General features: G+C 47.8%; 16 protein-coding genes. 3 read left to right on the top strand and 13 right to left on the bottom strand.

What is annotated here, in order from left to right:
* The first annotated feature begins 197 nt into the window (after positions 1-197).
* From MHB49_RS11955 to MHB49_RS11945, 3 genes are all read left to right on the top strand, one after another.
* Entirely contained in the window at positions 198-1,079 is an 882-nt protein-coding gene (locus tag MHB49_RS11955; protein WP_405156261.1) for a helix-turn-helix domain-containing protein, read from the top strand.
* Positions 1,080-1,215: 136 nt separating this feature from the next.
* Positions 1,216-3,204 carry a GTP-binding protein gene (locus tag MHB49_RS11950; protein WP_405156260.1) on the top strand — a complete coding sequence of 663 codons (1,989 nt, stop codon included), beginning with the start codon at positions 1,216-1,218 and terminating at the stop codon, positions 3,202-3,204.
* A 17-nt stretch (positions 3,205-3,221) separates the two neighbouring features.
* Complete coding sequence (locus tag MHB49_RS11945) at positions 3,222-3,899, top strand: tetratricopeptide repeat protein (protein WP_405156259.1); 678 nt, start codon at positions 3,222-3,224, stop codon at positions 3,897-3,899.
* A 221-nt stretch (positions 3,900-4,120) separates the two neighbouring features.
* Here MHB49_RS11945 and MHB49_RS11940 read toward each other — a convergent pair whose 3' ends face one another.
* From MHB49_RS11940 to rpiA, 13 genes are all read right to left on the bottom strand, one after another.
* Complete coding sequence (locus tag MHB49_RS11940) at positions 4,121-5,176, bottom strand: phosphotransferase (protein WP_405156258.1); 1,056 nt, start codon at positions 5,174-5,176, stop codon at positions 4,121-4,123.
* Between the two features lie 121 nt (positions 5,177-5,297).
* A complete protein-coding gene (locus tag MHB49_RS11935; RefSeq protein ID WP_405156257.1) occupies positions 5,298-5,924 on the bottom strand; it encodes an SGNH/GDSL hydrolase family protein in 627 nt (208 codons plus the stop codon).
* 194 nt (positions 5,925-6,118) lie between these two features.
* Positions 6,119-9,286, bottom strand: coding sequence for an MMPL family transporter (locus MHB49_RS11930; protein WP_405156256.1), 3,168 nt, complete (start codon positions 9,284-9,286; stop codon positions 6,119-6,121).
* Entirely contained in the window at positions 9,283-9,741 is a 459-nt protein-coding gene (locus MHB49_RS11925) for a MarR family winged helix-turn-helix transcriptional regulator (RefSeq protein WP_405156255.1), read from the bottom strand. Before MHB49_RS11925 ends, MHB49_RS11930 begins: the two co-directional genes overlap by 4 nt.
* A gap of 209 nt (positions 9,742-9,950) precedes the next feature.
* A complete protein-coding gene (locus tag MHB49_RS11920) occupies positions 9,951-10,388 on the bottom strand; it encodes a GNAT family N-acetyltransferase (protein ID WP_405156254.1) in 438 nt (145 codons plus the stop codon).
* A 63-nt stretch (positions 10,389-10,451) separates the two neighbouring features.
* Positions 10,452-11,438, bottom strand: coding sequence for a BadF/BadG/BcrA/BcrD ATPase family protein (locus MHB49_RS11915; RefSeq protein WP_405156253.1), 987 nt, complete (start codon positions 11,436-11,438; stop codon positions 10,452-10,454).
* Positions 11,439-11,566: 128 nt separating this feature from the next.
* Positions 11,567-12,280, bottom strand: a complete 714-nt coding sequence (locus MHB49_RS11910; RefSeq protein WP_405156252.1) for a class I SAM-dependent methyltransferase — start codon at positions 12,278-12,280, stop codon at positions 11,567-11,569.
* A 17-nt stretch (positions 12,281-12,297) separates the two neighbouring features.
* Positions 12,298-12,648: a hypothetical protein gene (locus MHB49_RS11905; protein ID WP_405156251.1), complete on the bottom strand. Its 351-nt coding sequence runs from the start codon at positions 12,646-12,648 to the stop codon at positions 12,298-12,300.
* Between the two features lie 56 nt (positions 12,649-12,704).
* Positions 12,705-13,676, bottom strand: a complete 972-nt coding sequence (locus MHB49_RS11900) for an alpha/beta hydrolase (protein ID WP_405156250.1) — start codon at positions 13,674-13,676, stop codon at positions 12,705-12,707.
* Between the two features lie 58 nt (positions 13,677-13,734).
* Entirely contained in the window at positions 13,735-14,244 is a 510-nt protein-coding gene (locus MHB49_RS11895; protein WP_405156249.1) for a response regulator, read from the bottom strand.
* A gap of 174 nt (positions 14,245-14,418) precedes the next feature.
* Complete coding sequence (locus MHB49_RS11890; RefSeq protein ID WP_247902092.1) at positions 14,419-14,877, bottom strand: MarR family winged helix-turn-helix transcriptional regulator; 459 nt, start codon at positions 14,875-14,877, stop codon at positions 14,419-14,421.
* A gap of 23 nt (positions 14,878-14,900) precedes the next feature.
* Positions 14,901-15,551 carry a GNAT family N-acetyltransferase gene (locus tag MHB49_RS11885; RefSeq protein ID WP_405156248.1) on the bottom strand — a complete coding sequence of 217 codons (651 nt, stop codon included), beginning with the start codon at positions 15,549-15,551 and terminating at the stop codon, positions 14,901-14,903.
* A complete protein-coding gene (rpiA, locus tag MHB49_RS11880; protein ID WP_405156247.1) occupies positions 15,517-16,188 on the bottom strand; it encodes a ribose-5-phosphate isomerase RpiA in 672 nt (223 codons plus the stop codon). Before rpiA ends, MHB49_RS11885 begins: the two co-directional genes overlap by 35 nt.
* Positions 16,189-16,311 lie beyond the last annotated feature (123 nt).

Raw genomic sequence — 16,311 nt, 5'->3', positions numbered from 1 at the left:
CTCACCTCATCGTTTTATTTGTCACCATCAGATGTCCCGCTGCATGGCATACAGCCGCTTACACTCTCATTGAAAACGCTTTAAATTCATTGTATCATCAATAAAAGGAAATTTAATTGCTTATATTGCGATAAATGTACTCTTTCATGATCAGATGTAACCACTTTTTTGTAAGCACTGTTTTGAAAGGAGATCAAATGGAACGTTCGCCCGTTCGTACAACTATTCAGGCGGAATCGGGGATTCCCTTTCGTCTGGTGTATGCAGATACCAAGTCTCCACAGAACGAGCTGCCGGATCATCTTCATGACTGGCATGAAATTATTTATGTATATCGTGGTCAGGGCACCATTTTCATTGATAACGGTCTTGAAGACATGCAGGAGGGTGATTTGTTTATCATTCCTGGCAGCACGGTACACCGCGCATTGCCGGATGCCGGGAATCCGGTGACGTCGTCGGCCTTGTTCTTCAGTCCGGGATTACTGGCCTCCACAGCGGGAGGTAATGCGTCAGCCATGCTCTCCCTATTTGAACGCTGCCGCAAACGCAGGGTGTACAAGAGGCATCTGGAGGCCAAGGAGCAAGCCCAGGTGGCTGCGTTAATTGACGACATTCATACAGAGTTCCAGTTAGAACATCACCTGAGTGCCCACGCCGCTCTGCTGCGGTTGCAGCTCTTACTTATTTATCTGGAGCGATTGGAGGCGATCGGACCTGCAAGTCCTGCCAGAAACGTCCCTGGACCCGACTGGCTCTCCTCTACGCTCACTCATATGGATGAAGAGCTGCGCAGTGGTCTTTCCTTGCCAGAACTGGCACGGCAGGCAGCCGTATCCCCGGCTCACTTCAGCCGTGCGTTCAAAAGATATACTGGCATGACGCTAACGGACTATGCATTGGCCCGCCGGGTCATTATGGCGAAAGAGCATCTGCTTCGAAGTGATGAGACGATGGCTGTTGTTGCCGATGCTTGCGGCTTTGAGAGCCTGCCCCATTTTTATCGGCAATTCAAGAAACTGACGGGTACCACACCCGCTGCCTACCGTAAAACCATGAAGAGTCAGGATCAAACATGATTGTCACGAAATCCTGATTTGTAGAGATTTGTCTGTGTGTAACATATTCTTCCATACTATTCGTGTGGTATGTTATAATACTGAATTACAATGTCGGAAACGATGCGTTTCTGCTGCCAGAGGAGCCTTACATCCCATGTTAAACGAATTGAATCGCAGAAATATCGGCATCTTCGCACACGTCGATGCAGGTAAAACAACAACGACAGAACATATGTTATTTCAAAGTGGTGTCGTACGTAGTCCAGGTCGCGTAGATGACGGAACAACCGCAACAGACTCGTTGGATATCGAAAAGGAACGAGGCATTTCCGTGCAGGCGGCTATGACCTCTTTGATCTGGAAGGATACGGTTATTGACCTGATCGACACGCCGGGACATATTGATTTCAGCTCTGAGGTGGAGCGATCCCTGCGTGTTATGGACGGAGCCGTTCTGATTGTGTCCGCCGTGGAAGGGGTTCAATCCCAAAGCGAGACCATCTGGCACGCTCTCCGCTCGCTTGGAATTCCTACCCTGATTTATATCAACAAAATGGATCGGGTTGGCGCCTCTGCTGAGACGGTCATGGCTCAGATCCACTCCAGTCTCTCTCCATTCGTATGCGAGATCCAATCCTATCGGATGAATGAAGAAGTGTTCGAGGGCATTGACTCCCTTTGGAGTACGAGCCAAACGGACGTAACGGATTCCCCTTTATCTATCCCAGGCCTTTTTGAATTATTGGCCGAACTTGATGAAGATCTGATGGAAGCCTACATTAATGGTGAAACGCTACCTGCTGACCTGCTGGATGAAGCATTTCGCAAAAAAGTACATCAGGGCGAAGTGTTCCCCATCTGTTATGGCGCCTCTGGCAAAGGGATCGGCGTAACAGAACTGCTGGATGCCATTATTGAATTTCTTCCTGCACCCGCGCAGCCTCAAGAACCTTCAGTATCCGGGGTTGTATTCAAAATTGAACGGGATAAAACGATGGGCCGTACTGTCTATGTTCGCATGTATGGTGGCAGCGTGCACAATCGGGATACAATCTATAACTCCACTCGGGAACTGGAAGAGAAAGTGACACAGATTCGCCGAATGGATGGTCGGAAATGGGTGGATACGGGTGCTGTTCATGCCGGACAGATTGCTGCACTGTATGGACTAAGCGAAACTCATGTTGGTGATATTATTGGCAGCCCCGCAGGTGTACCTCCTGTACCGCAGCTTGCTGTTCCCTTGTTGACCGTGCAGGTCCATGGTAAAGACACGGCTCGTTACCCTGATCTTGTAGCCGCACTGCAAGAGCTGACGGACGAAGATCCGCTGCTTGATTTGCAATGGTTGCCTGAAGAACGGGAACTGCATCTTAAAGTCATGGGAACCATTCAGCTTGAGATTCTGTCCAGCCTGCTGATGAGTCGTTTCGGACTGGATGTCGTATTTGACCCGCCGTCCGTCATCTATAAGGAAACTCCTCGTTCCTCCGGGGAAGGATTCATCGCGTACACGATGCCCAAGCCCTGCTGGGCCATTCTTCGATTCAGCATTGAACCTTTGCCGCGTGGCAGCGGTCTGATCTATTCATCCACGGTCAGGACGGATCATCTCCTGCTTCGCTATCAAAATGAAGTGGAGCGCCGCATTCCCGAAGCGCTGGCGCAGGGTTTGCTCGGATGGGAAGTTACTGACCTCCGCATCACGCTGATCGAAGGAGAGCACCATGTCTGGCATACGCATCCACTGGATTTTGTGGTAGCCACCCCGATGGGGATCATGGACGGATTGGCAAGGACCGGTACGACTTTGCTCGAACCCATCCTGAATTTCAGGTTAACAGTCCCGGAGGAGTACGGTGGCAAAGCGCTTAGTGATCTGGTACATATGCGAGCAACCTTTGAAGCGCCGATCATTGGAGGCGGACGATGCATTGTTGAAGGACGTATGCCTCTGGCAAGCTCCATGGATTATCCGGTGAAGCTGCGTTCAGAGACGAGCGGACGCGGGGTACTGACGACTTCTTTTGCCGGGTATCAGGATTGTCCTGCGGATGTGACACACACGCGGAAACGCAGAGGAGTTAACCCGCTGGACCAATCCAAATATATTTTAAGTGTTCGAAATGCGATTACATCATAATTGGAGTTGACTTTGTCGTGCTGATTAAATTTCTAATCTTTGGCCTGCTGTGGCGGATTGTAGGCAATCCGTTCCTGGCGGTTCTTATTTTCCTCATCATTCTGTATTTCCTGGATCGTCGATATGTTGGGGTGATGCCAAGCTTCATGAAGCCACTTAAGCGTATGCGTAACATCTCACGGCTCCGGCAGCAGCTTGCCATGAGTCCGAATGAAGTCTCTTCCAAGCTGGATCTGGCCCGTCTGTTGATTGAACGCAAACGTTATAGCGAAGCTCATGCCTTGCTGCTGGAACTGGAGCGTCCTTACGAGCAATCAGCCGAATACTGGGAGGCACTGGGCACAACTGAGCTTCATCTGGGACAAACGGAAGAAGGCGAACGTCATATTTTGCAGGCACTCGAAATTAATCCAAGAGTGAAATATGGACGTCCTTATCTGACACTTGCAGGTGCGTTCAAGGACACTCATCGAGACAAAGCTCTTGCATACGTCCATCAATTTCAGGAGATTCACTCCTCATCCAGCGAAGCATTTTATTTGCTCGGCTCCGTGTACCGCTCCCTTGGGCGTACTGCTGATGCAAAGCAAGCCTACGAACAATCACTGAACGTGTATCGCTCCCTGCCAAAATATAAGAAGCGCCAGGAGCGTCGCTGGGCTGTACGCAGCTGGTTCCGCAAGCGAGGACTGTAAAGCTGCCTGGTACGTTTAATTTAACGATTTGCATATAATGAGCGTTTACACTCTCTCGTAACAGACGATTTCACCACATAAAAAGTGCACTGGCTCTGCCTTAAAGCGGGAACCAGTGCACTTTTTTGCATATTGGAAATACATCCCATCCGTTATCCATTCCACTTATCCAAAAATGGGGATAATTCGGACAAGACCATTACAACGTTTATCTCGTTGGGCTAGACTAACAACTCACGCAGGCGTTTCTCATTTCCTTTCATCCAGTCTACCCGTTCTCTCAGCTTCCTGATTTGCTGCACAGCCACTTCAGGTTCATCTATACCTTCGAACAACCGACTGATAAAATGCATCACCACATCCAGACTTCGAAGCAAAATAAGCGCTGGAATCACGTTCAACTCCTCTGGCTCCAGGCTGACCTGTTCCCTGAATCCCTGAATCAGTCCCTCCAAAGCTTCCCACATCCATGCCTGCTCCTTGTCCATCGTCAGGAGATCAGACATCGGTACAGCAAGCTCCATTACCCGCAGATCCCATGTGGCAAATTCAAAATCCAAAATGGCACATATGGTATCCTGAGAATCTGCCAATACATTGGATGCATTCAAATCCCCATGTACCAGTTGATGCGGCAAAAATTCCATGCCTCGCAGCGTATCAAATAAATCTGGCAATACAACCTTCAGTTTCTGCAGGTCATCCGCACATTCCATCAGCGTATCCGGGGGTGAGGTGCATAGTTGTAACAATGTATCCGGCGAACAGAGCGGGTAAGCTTCCTGAATCTGATAGTAAGGCGGGTAGACGGGGGGCAGGGATATGGAGAGGCACGCCATAACGGAAGATAGCATGCCTGCCGCCCTGCCCAGTCCGATCAGTTGATCAGGTGTATTCCAGACCGGGTTATGTCCCTCGCGATAATGGAACAGGGTCACGATTTTGGTATGGCCAGTTAACTGATCCTGCACAGAAAGAAATGTGGCATCCTTATTATCAGGAAGGTTAACGGGCGCAGGCACATCAAGCTCAAACTCTGAACGTGACAATGCAGACAGCACCTCGTGTTCAAAAGCAATTTTCATTGGATCATTATGCGTTTCATACTGCCTTAGCACGTAACATTCCTGGTTGATCTCTACGATAAAGGTAGAGTTGTTCATGCCCCCCCTTCCACGATGGGCTTTCCAGTTGGACGTGAAGCCATATAAGGATAAAACGGTGGATAAGAGCTCCTGTTCTGAATCGTTTAGGGAAGCTGAATTGATGATGTGCACTAAAAGTAACTCCTTTATCTCACTTAATACAACCTTTATATGTCCTCATCTTAACGGAAGTATTTCTTTCGGTCTAGTCGGCTAAGAGGTAATAGTCATTCTAAACTTCACCGCCTTCTGCTCAGGCGAATGGATAGTATCCCGTACGATTTAGCTGTTCCGCAATCACGCGATAGCCTTTGGCATTTGGATGAACCCTGTCCCAAAATAACAGTTCACGTTCTCGCCCTTCAAAGCGATCATAGATCTGGGCACAGGCATAGTTCCCCGATCCTGCAACGTTTAGAAAGGAATTATATTGTCGCACCCAATATGCCGCTTCCGCCGCTTGCGGATACGGGTTGTACAACCCAATCGTACGGATCATATATACACTGTTTCCTTTCAACTGCCGGATGTGCCTCATGATCTGGGACACGTTACTGCGAGTATCCCCGAGCACCTGTGTCATCTTACTTGCATTCGGGACTCCGCCGCTCGCTTTGAACGTACGAATCAGATCGTTCCCACCAATGGACAACGTAATCATATCGGCTTCACGCAGCGATTGCCGTACTCTTGGATTGTTGGAAATCATCTGCAGCATTTCTCCTGACGTAAGTCCATTCACTCCCAAATTATCCATCGATACAAATGTGCGCACATTCATTTCTGCCATTCTCCGATATAAAGGAACAAAGCCGGTGCCCAGCAGCGCTCCTGTACCTACCGTTAATGAATCTCCTATAGCCACATATCGATATACCATCCCGCCGCCCCTCTCTGCTGTGTTATTAACCACTCACTATGCAAATCCTATATATCGTATGAGAGGAATGGAGACAAGGCGCGGGATGGTGTCCGTAGGCATACACATTTATTTGTCCATTTCAGAAATGGTTCACACCAAACCAAACCGAAAGCCCCGCCGGGAATACCAGCGGGGCTGTTGAAAATCATAGATTACATGCCTAGGTTACGATCCGAATCGACGGAATTGGCCTGTTCCTTGTTCGGGAATGGCCACCAGTTGGCACGGCCAAACATTTTCACCATTACAGGAACGAAGAATGGCAGGAACAGCAGAGAATACAAGATCAGTCCGCTGAGTACAACCGTCGCAATCTGCATCATCGAAAGAACTCCCGATGGATACATTGCAGCAAAGGTACCACTCAGAATGACGGCTGCAGACAGGATGACGGTACCCATATTTTTCATGGCATACAGCATGGCATCCTGGACTCTCATACCTTTGTTCTCATTGAAACGGTCCATCAGGAAGATGCTGTAATCCACACCAAGTGCAATCAGCATGACAAAGCCGAAGAACGGCGTAACCCAACTGATACCCGAGAACCCGAGTATATTCACAAAGATTGCTTCAGTCAGGGCCATGGATGTGAAATAAGCCAGTAACAACGAGACAATCAGATACAACGGCATAATCACCGAACGGAGCAGCAGGACCAGAATGATAAACGTTCCTGCAAGCATTAGCATAACCGTGCGTGTGTAGTCGTTGTTGGAGACTTCCTGCAAGTCTGCAAACGTACTGGTTACCCCGCCAATGGCAATATCCGCTTTTTCAAGTGCACTACCTTGTACGGCACGATGTACAGCAGCTTCGATATCCGGAACACGATCAATCGCTTCAGTTCCATATGGATTCTCGGCAAAAATAACGTCAATCGTCATCGTTTTCCGATCTTTGGACAGATACGTATCAAATACCTGTGTGAAGTCTTTACTATTCAGTGCTTCTTCAGGAACATACCAGCCTGCCAGATCGGAATCAGGAGAGTTTTGCAATTGTGTCAGGTAGTCTTGTGCAGAATCGAGTCCACCTGAAACCTGTTCGATTCCATCAACACTCTGATTAAGACCATCTGTCAATTGAGTCAGTTGACCACTCAGATCCGAGAAGCCTTGCTGAATCTTCTCCTGACCCCCTTGAAGCTGGCCAAGTCCATTCTGGATGGAAGGAATTTCACTAATGACTTTACCTTGACCGTCAGCGGCCTGTTTGAGACCGGATTGCAACTGACTGATTCCCGTCACAATTTGACCCAGACCATCAGCAAGTGCCTTCTGTCCGGAAGCTGCGGAGGCAAAACCTTCGTTAGCCTGATTGATTCCAGCCGCGGCTTCGCCAAGCTTGGTTTGAATTTGACCCAAACCTTGAGCAAGCTGTGCCGTGCCGGTACCTGTTTCACCAAGGGTGCCTTTGACCCGCTGATAATCGGCGTCTTGCAGCAAATCGGGATAGCGCTCTTCAAGCGCTGTGAACGATTCATTCAAGCTGGTCAACGCTGTAGATACACCTTTGAGTTGTTGTTGCAGCTCACCTACACCATCACCCAGCGCTGCGACACCTGCTCCTGCCTGACGATAGGCTTGAAGCAGCTGATTGTTGGCCTGTGCAAGTTGATCTGCACTCGTTTTGGCTTTCTGCAGACCTGCTTTTAGATCACCAGCGCCCGAAGAGCCGTCACGAATTCCTTTTTCAATCTGCTGAAGTCCTTCCGACAACTGTGTAATACCAGACTGCAGCTGGGAAGTACCTTTGGTCAGTTCTCCAGCCCCATCCGCAGCTTCTTTAAGTTGTGGTTCATTTTTGCTTAACTGACTGCTGGCTTCGCTCAGACCATCACGGATTTTATCCAGACCCGTTTTGCCTTCGCCCAAACCATCAGACAATGTCCCCACTTGTTGTGTCACTTCAAAATCTTTGATTTCATCACCGGTTGGACGTGTCATGCTGCGGACACCAGAGATCCCTGGCACCTTCTCCACTTCCCGGCTGATCTTTTCGGCGAGCGCCATATACTTGGCGTTATCCATGGCTTCATCATTCTGGATAACGACCTGACCCGGCAACGATTCACCCGGACCAAAGCTGTCCGAAATGATATTGAATGCTTTGACCGAATCATATTTCTCACCAATCTCATCGAGACTGTTAAACGACAGTTTGCCGTCGTAAGTTGCCAGTAATGGCACACATACCGCTGCAACGATGAGCAGGGCTGCCCATGGACGTTTTAGGGAGAAACGACCGGCTGCACCATAAATCTTGCTCTCGGCATGCTCCAGTGAACCCTTGGAAGGCCAGAACAGCCTTTTGCCCAGCACTGCCATGAAAAATGGAACAATCGTGACTAATGCCAGCATCATCACGGCAATACCGACAGCAACCGCAACCGCGGAACGATACAGCATAAACTGTGCAAAACCAATGGCAATGAATCCAACCAGTACGGCAAGTGCGGAGAAGAATACCGTTTTGCCTGCTGTGCGGTAGGTAGCAATGATGGCATCCCACGTATTTTCATGATGAGCCAATTCTTCCTTGAACCGGCTAATCAACAGGATGCAATAGTCCGTACCAATCCCGAACATGACCGCCACCATAAAGATCTGCGTAAACGTCGATATAGGGAAGTCTAGTCCATCCACAAGGAACGCAACAATCTGCTGTGAAACAATGTAGCTGATCCCTACCGTAAGCAGCGGAACAAATGGAGCTACGAATGAGCGGAATACGAGGAACAGAATAAGCAAAATAAATACAACGGTAATGTACTCCGATTTCTTGAGCCCCTCTTGGGAACTCTCTACTGTATCCTCATCAATCAAACCTTTACCGGTTATGTAATGTTCCACATTGACCGATGACAAAACTTCATTAAGGTCTTCGCGCATTTCCTTGACTGTGCGGTCTCCCTGATCAATGGAAAGCGATGTTAAGATCGTCTTGCCATCGGCAGAGATCATTTTGTCTGACAATTCAGGCTGAGAGAATGGTTCCAGTATGGACAGAATGCCCAGTTTCTCTTTTTCGGCCTCCAGTTTCTTAACGGCTTGTTCTGCCCCTTCTTTACCATTGGCACCCAAACCATCCGGATTATAAAATACAAGAGCCAACTGGCTTCCCTGCTGCTCTCCCTTTTGGGCTGCGGCTTCGTCCAGAATCGCCGCTGCCTGGGTAGAGGAGTGTCCTTCAGGAACCGAGAATTGTCCCTTTTCCCGAATCAACTCACTCATATTAGGGGCGGTGAACATCAATACGGCGGCTACAACGACCCATAGTCCCATTAACCACCATCGCGCTTTCAAAATCGTTCTCATTCGTTCTCCTGTCCTCCTTCATGCGTTAGCAAAGCTGCAAGCTTCTCAAAAGATTCAATGAAATTACGAACCTCTTCCGGTGTAAAATGAACCAGGTACGGCTCCAGAATCTGCTGTATTTCCTGTTCCGTTTCCCTGTATACTTCCCGTCCATTGTCCGTCAGGGTCAAATAAACAACTCTGCGGTCGCGCTCATCCCCGGCCCGATGGACCATGTCACGATCCACCAGCTTGTTGACTAGAGCTGTGATACTGCTCTTGCCTATGCACAGCAGCTCTGCCAGATCAGAAGGCGTACATGACTGCTTCTCATTAATGAGTCGGAGTGAACAGAACTGATCCATTGTCAAAATCTGCCCCAAGCGTTCACGTATCTGGGTATCAAACCGTTTGGTTACCAGGAAAGAAGCATCCAAATAGCGGTTAACCAAACTTTTGGCATCCGGTGTGTTCATTCATCATTCTCCTTTCGTAATATAGTTCATTTGGCGAACTATTCTTCAATGAAACTATTCTATAATGAAACTATATTGCAAAGCAATACGTTTTTCCTGTTTTTTTAAATTAAACGACAAAAAAACAGGACGTCCGACTCAGCTGCTTCGCCAAATCCAACATCCTGTTATGATATGCTCTCTTTATGTTACAAAGTAGTAGACAGATACTAGTCTTCGTCTTGCTCCTCGTCCTTCTCCAGTACACAACGGAATCGCTCCACACCCGGATATAATTCACCCAGGCTATACACCACAAATCCCGTATTTCGATAAAACTCTACAGCTTCCACGTCAGTTTCCGCGATCAATCGGTCGGGATTATATTTGGCCAGCACTTGTGAAATCATGCCCCGACCATAATTTTTAAAACGGTTTTCCGGCAGAACTGCGATATGATGAATGGTAACCTCACTCGCTCCTGTATTCTCATATCCAATCAGACCGATTAGCTGGCCTTCGTCTTCATAACCGTCCAAATGCAGCTCATCATTGTCAACATATTGTTGTAACGCACGATTCAGATGATCCGGGTCGGGAAAGACCGAGTAGGACAGCAGTTCCTGCACTTCCGGTTCCTGTATGCGTGATTTCAAATGAATTAACACCCTGATTCCTCCTATAACTTGCTTGATTCCGTTATCGTATTGTAGTCGTTAGCTCTCAAAAGTTCAAGTCGCATGACGTTTCAGCTGCCATTGGAGTTCAGACGTGATACCTTCAGGCACCTGGATTCCTGCCAAATGATATGCATCCAGCAGCGCACCTCCAACTGCCGGCATATCGCTGGTAATATAACGAATCTGTTGTCCTCCGGGTTTATAGGCTGCATCCAGCCCTTTTTGGACGGCCGCTACCATGTAAGGTGTGCTCAGACAACTTCCTGAAAGCGTCATGGATACCTGCTGATCTTTAAAACACGATGCAAGTATGAGAATACCCACAACAGCCGTATCCGCTGCTGAATCACATACTCTGACGGCAAGGGGAATATTCTCGGCGGCTGCTTGGGTAACCAAAGGAGCCATTTGACCAAATATCCGATTGATCGCCTGTCTGCTTTCAGCAAAACCTGATGCGCCCAGTGCAGCAAGCTCGGGAATCGAATTTACATTCCAATAATCTAATATCCGCTCAATCCAGGGATGGTCGTGTGGACTATAACGTCCCGCAAGGATAGAATGTACGGCATCATAAGCCAAAAAGCGAGCTGCTGTTGGTGCATAGTGGCCGAACTGGTCATTGCGGAGCCAGGTCCCTTGTTCCGTTTTACCCAGAATCAGAGAGCCTGTGCCCCCAATAGCTACAATGCCCGGCTCACCACCAAAGGCTGCCGTATGTGCAATATGCGTGTCATTTACTGCGCTGATTCTGCCCGATATGCCGGTTCGGGCGAGTAAGGCTTCAGCCCATACTGTATCCTCTGGCTGATCCAGCCCTGCCATCCCTGCCTGAATGGAAGCAACCTGCTTCACTTCTAACCCTGCTCCATGAATGGCTTCAGCGATCCCCTCTAATACGTGCTGCTCTGCATTGGCATCATGATAGCGGTTGCAACCACCTTTTTGCACATATGACAAAACTTTTCCGTTCTCATCAGCCAATGCTACACGTGTATGGCTTCCCCCGCCATCCATTCCAATCACATATGTACTCATTCTGATCCCCCATGTTCTGGTGTGATGATGTCCCCTATCCCAAGATGCTTCTCGTGATGTTCCTGTTAAGTTACCAAGTCATACGAACTGCCGGGGACCTTACTACGCGATCCCGGCAGGCGCTACTGCTACTGCTTCTGTGCAGCGAAACGAAGCAGTTCACAACGGAACTGTGTCGGTTCATCATATTTTTCCTCTTCGATCGTCTGGGTTACATGTTCCTGGAGAAGAATATTCCAATCCGCATAAGTCTTCTCCAGTAATGCGATAGCCTCCGCAGTGGGCAAATTCAATTCAATCAATGGCTCAATCTCCCGGCCTGTGTTGATTTCCTTTTCCTCTACACTCGTACTCATGGTAATACAATGAATGCCGCCTGTACGGGTTCCCGCTTGCAAACGTCCAATAGCTTCCACTAAGGCTTGTTTAGTTGAAACATGTTCCAGGCAAGAACAAGCAGCAATAAAATCAAAATGATCCGGCTCGACAGCGTAATGCTCAACATCTGCTTTCTCTGCTTGCACGATATGATCAACCTGATATTCTTTCGCATATTTGCGAAGTCCGTCTACAGCCTCATCCAGCAAATCCACACCAATAACTTCACTGTTCGTTTGCCCGAGACGCTGTGCAATCGGTATCGTATGTCTGCCTAAACCGCATCCCAAATCAAGAACACGCAGTTCTGCCTTATGGGTAAGCAAACGATCCAGCATGTCCATAACCATAGGCATGGGCCTCGACATCCAGGTGCCGGAAGCGAATAATTCGTTGTTCTGATAGAAGTTGGAATGGTAACCTGCCTCCGCTTTCCTTGCAGCCTCAAATTGTTCATTTGCCATAAAAGCACCTCCATAGATTAGATATTAATCGTCAATGTCCCCGAACCTGCAAACAGAATAATGGTGAGAATGACCATCACTACGAATGCCCCAGTTACGAGTAATTTACCTGTATCCTGCTTATACGTATTGTCATTAAATAACATCACGCCGCCGATGGTCATGGCGACTGGAGGAAGAAACAGTGTCATCAGAACAAGCAACACAATTGAATATCGATCCAATATCCATTCATCATTTTCAATCATGTGCGGTTGTTCAGGCTGAACCGTTTTGGTCGTAACCAGATTGCCGCAAGATTTGCATTTGAACTCATTCTCTGCCATTTTTTCATGACAATATGAACAAACTCTAGGTGTATATGGCATCTCGCACCTCCCCTTAAGGACATCTTCTACTTAATACCCAGGTTGCTTTATTGGAATCAGATGAATGATGATACTGCAGAAGAATTCGATAGGTTCTTTGTCAAAAAGGATTCCAGCACCTCCTCGTATCGGGGACGATCCACTTGAAACGCTGTTCCATGACCAGCACGGGGGATAGTCAACAGTTCTTTTTCTGTCTGACAAGCTTCATATAGTCTGTAGACCATTTCTGTTGGAACAAACCTATCTGCCTCACCATGAATAAAAAGAACAGGAACTTGAACTTTGGTGAGTTGATTTAGTGCCGATGCCTCCCCAAAGAAGTAACCTGCCTTCCATTTAGAGATAAGACTGGTAACGGGTATAAACGGAAATGCGGGCAACTTGTATAGCTGCTTGAGCTGGAAGGTCAGTTCATCCTTCACTGAGGTATACGCACAATCCGATACGATGGCCTTCACCTGATCAGGGAGAGCTTCACCACCTGTCATTAATACTGTAGCCCCTCCCATCGAAATTCCGTGCAAGATGATCTCCGTCTCTGTGCCGACCTTGCCCAGAACCCAATGGACCCACTGAACATAATCTCTACGGTCCAGCCAGCCGAATCCGATGATATTGCCTTCACTTTGACCATGACCCCGATCATCCGGCATCAGCACGTTGTAGCCCCGCTTTTCAGCATAAAAGCGGGCAAAGCCCGCCATCTCTCTGCCTTTTCCAGAATAACCATGCGCTAGGATAACCGTTGGATGCTGCGATCCGTTGGGAGAAGGAAGCCATGTTCCATGCAGCTTTAATCCATCATGGGATTCAACATATATATCTTCGATTGGCTGCGTATCAAGCCACGTCAAGTCAGATGCACTGCTTATTATTTCGTTATCCGGTTCAGACATCAGATTCGGATTGTCAACCAGAAATGATTTTGGAGCACGCCGAATGGCGGTTTTGAAGAAGTAAAGTCCACCTAACCATAGTAAGGCAAGAACGATCAGCACCAGAACGGCAAGGCTGTATAATAACATGAACATTTCCCTCTCTTTCAGTCGATCTTCCACGTGAAACAAGTATGTATACTATCTATCATTTCGTAATTTCTCCGGACTGTGATGTTTGTTGCCACTTCTGAATCACGTTGTTTAGAGCTTCAAGCGTGAAGGGTTTACCAATAAAATCATTCATCCCGGCTTCAAAACATTTCTCTTTCTCTCCATCCATCACATTTCCTGTCATCGCAATAATCGGAATAGGGTGCCACATCTTATCCTGTTCTAGGGCTCTGATATGACGTGTAGCCTCCAGTCCATCCATTACAGGCATCATGTTATCCATCAGGATCATACTATACTTATTGCTAAGAAAGGCCTCGCTAGCCTCTTCCCCATTAGAGACGGCATCCACTTGCGTCATGCCCAGCCTTTTGAGTTGCATCTTCACAACTTGCCGATTGATGACGTTATCATCTGCAAGCAAGATTGATATCGGAAGAGATATACAACTCTGCTCTTGGCTCTCCTTGCCGTGAACCATCTGATTGGATAACGGTTCAATCGTTTTGTGCGATGAGTTCTTCTCTCCATGTTCATTAGACATCACATGATCACTCTCCTAATCGCGAATTAAGCCCTACTGCTTATACAAAGGCTTTCTCAATCTCTTGCAGCTGCTTCAGCAGCCTCGATTGTCCCCGTTCAAATACAACCTGTTTATTCATTATACATGAACGACGAATGGCATACATTCATATAAAAAAACTGACCTGCGTTATTAACGCAAGTCAGTTTTCCCCTCTGCAGCGAGTCCAAGCTTTTTTAGTAAACGAATAGCATTCGCCTTTTCCGAAGGTTCCAGTCCATCCACCGCATCAATGATCACCTGGTGGTGCTGAGGAAAGATTTGTGTAAACAGATGTCTTCCTTCCTCTGTCAATTCAGCGTATATGACACGCCGATCTTCCTTGGACGCTCGACGAATCAGCAGATTTTTGTTTTGAAGCTTGTCCACAACATACGTGATATTACCGCTGGACATTAATACTTTCTCACCAATCTTTTGCAACGCCTGCGGCCCTTTATGGTATAACAAATCAAGCACGCCGAATTCTGTCGTATTCAGTCCATGACTCTGGATATCCCGGTTGGACCTGGATGTAACGGAATTATACGCGCGAGCGAGAACCACAAATAATTGCAAAGACAGTTCCCGATTGTCCTCGTTGTTCGGCATTTCTATAATCCTCCATCAGTTGTTTACATTTCGACCTGCGCCATAATTCGCATCTGCTCCCACTCTTCACGCAGCATTCCCATACGTATTGAATCATAATGCTTGCCATCCACGATGCGGCATTTGCGCATGCGTCCTTCCACCTGCAATCCCGCCTTCGAAGCTGAACGCATCATTCGTTCATTGCCTGACCATGTTGTCAATCCAACCCGGACTATGGGCAATTGCTCGAATAAATGACTGGACCACATCTGAAGTACTCGCGTGCCGATTCCGTGCCCCCATTGAGCTGAGCGGTATAGCACTATTCCCATTTCCAGCCACAGGGATGGGCGATGTTCCCAATAATAGCTGATTGTGCCGACGATTCGGCCATTCAACTCAATAATTCGAATGGAATCCGGGTCAGCATTGCTCCGAGTTGCTTCAAGTCTTCTTGACATGCTGCGCTCGAAGTCTTCGTAGCTCTCATGTTCAAGGGCATAATAGGGCGCATCCCATTGTTTCCATTCCGGTACGTCTTCACTGTAGATTAATTCATAGAGTCCCGTAAGATCCTCTTTCTCCACACAACGAAGAACAATTTCACCATCCACTAAGGGGTTTTCATTCATCCGTGCAAACGACCTCGCTTTCCGTTCATGAACGATGAAGCTCATCGATATTGCCATCATCCTTCGCAAGAATGACGGTATCCGCCATGTTGATAAACAGTCCATTATCGACAACACCTGGCAGCATATTTAACTGAACGTTAAGTTCCGCAGCATGTTCTATGACTTCCATGCGGCAATCCGCAATGAGGTTTCCATTATCCGTAAGATAGCGTTGATCCCCATCCATCCGCCATTCAGGATGACACCCGAGTTTCTCCAGCGCCTGGTAGGTCCACTCTGACGCAAACGGAACGACCTCAACCGGCAACGGAAATTTCCCCAGCTTTTGAACTGCTTTGCTGCCATCGGCTACAATAATCAGTTTGTCACTGTTGGCAGCTACAATTTTCTCACGCAAAAGCGCACCGCCGCCACCTTTGATCAGGTTAAACTCAGGATCAACTTCATCTGCACCGTCAATGGTAAGATCCAGACGTCCAATTTGATCAAATGGAACGATCGGAATTCCCCACTCTTTGGCGAGCTTGTCCGATGCTTCCGAAGTAGCTACAGCCTGAATGTTCAACCCTTCACGTACTCGCTCACCAATTCGACAAATAGCGTAATACGCCGTTGACCCTGTACCCAATCCAACCTTCATTCCATCTTGAACATATTCTGCCGCGCGCTCAGCTGCTATCTGTTTAAGATTCATCTATAAACCCCCGCCTGCTCATGATTTGAGAAATGCATACTGTAGTTATTATAGATAAAACCGCTTCCGATGTATATCTGTGCATGACGTATTCAACTGGGAAACTTGGCCTGTTTCTCTGCT

Source organism: Paenibacillus sp. FSL K6-0108, assembly GCF_045040695.1.
GTDB lineage: Bacteria > Bacillota > Bacilli > Paenibacillales > Paenibacillaceae > Paenibacillus > Paenibacillus pabuli_B.
The sequence above is the reverse complement of the archived record's forward strand: the minus strand, read 5'-3'. Positions and strand labels throughout refer to the sequence as shown.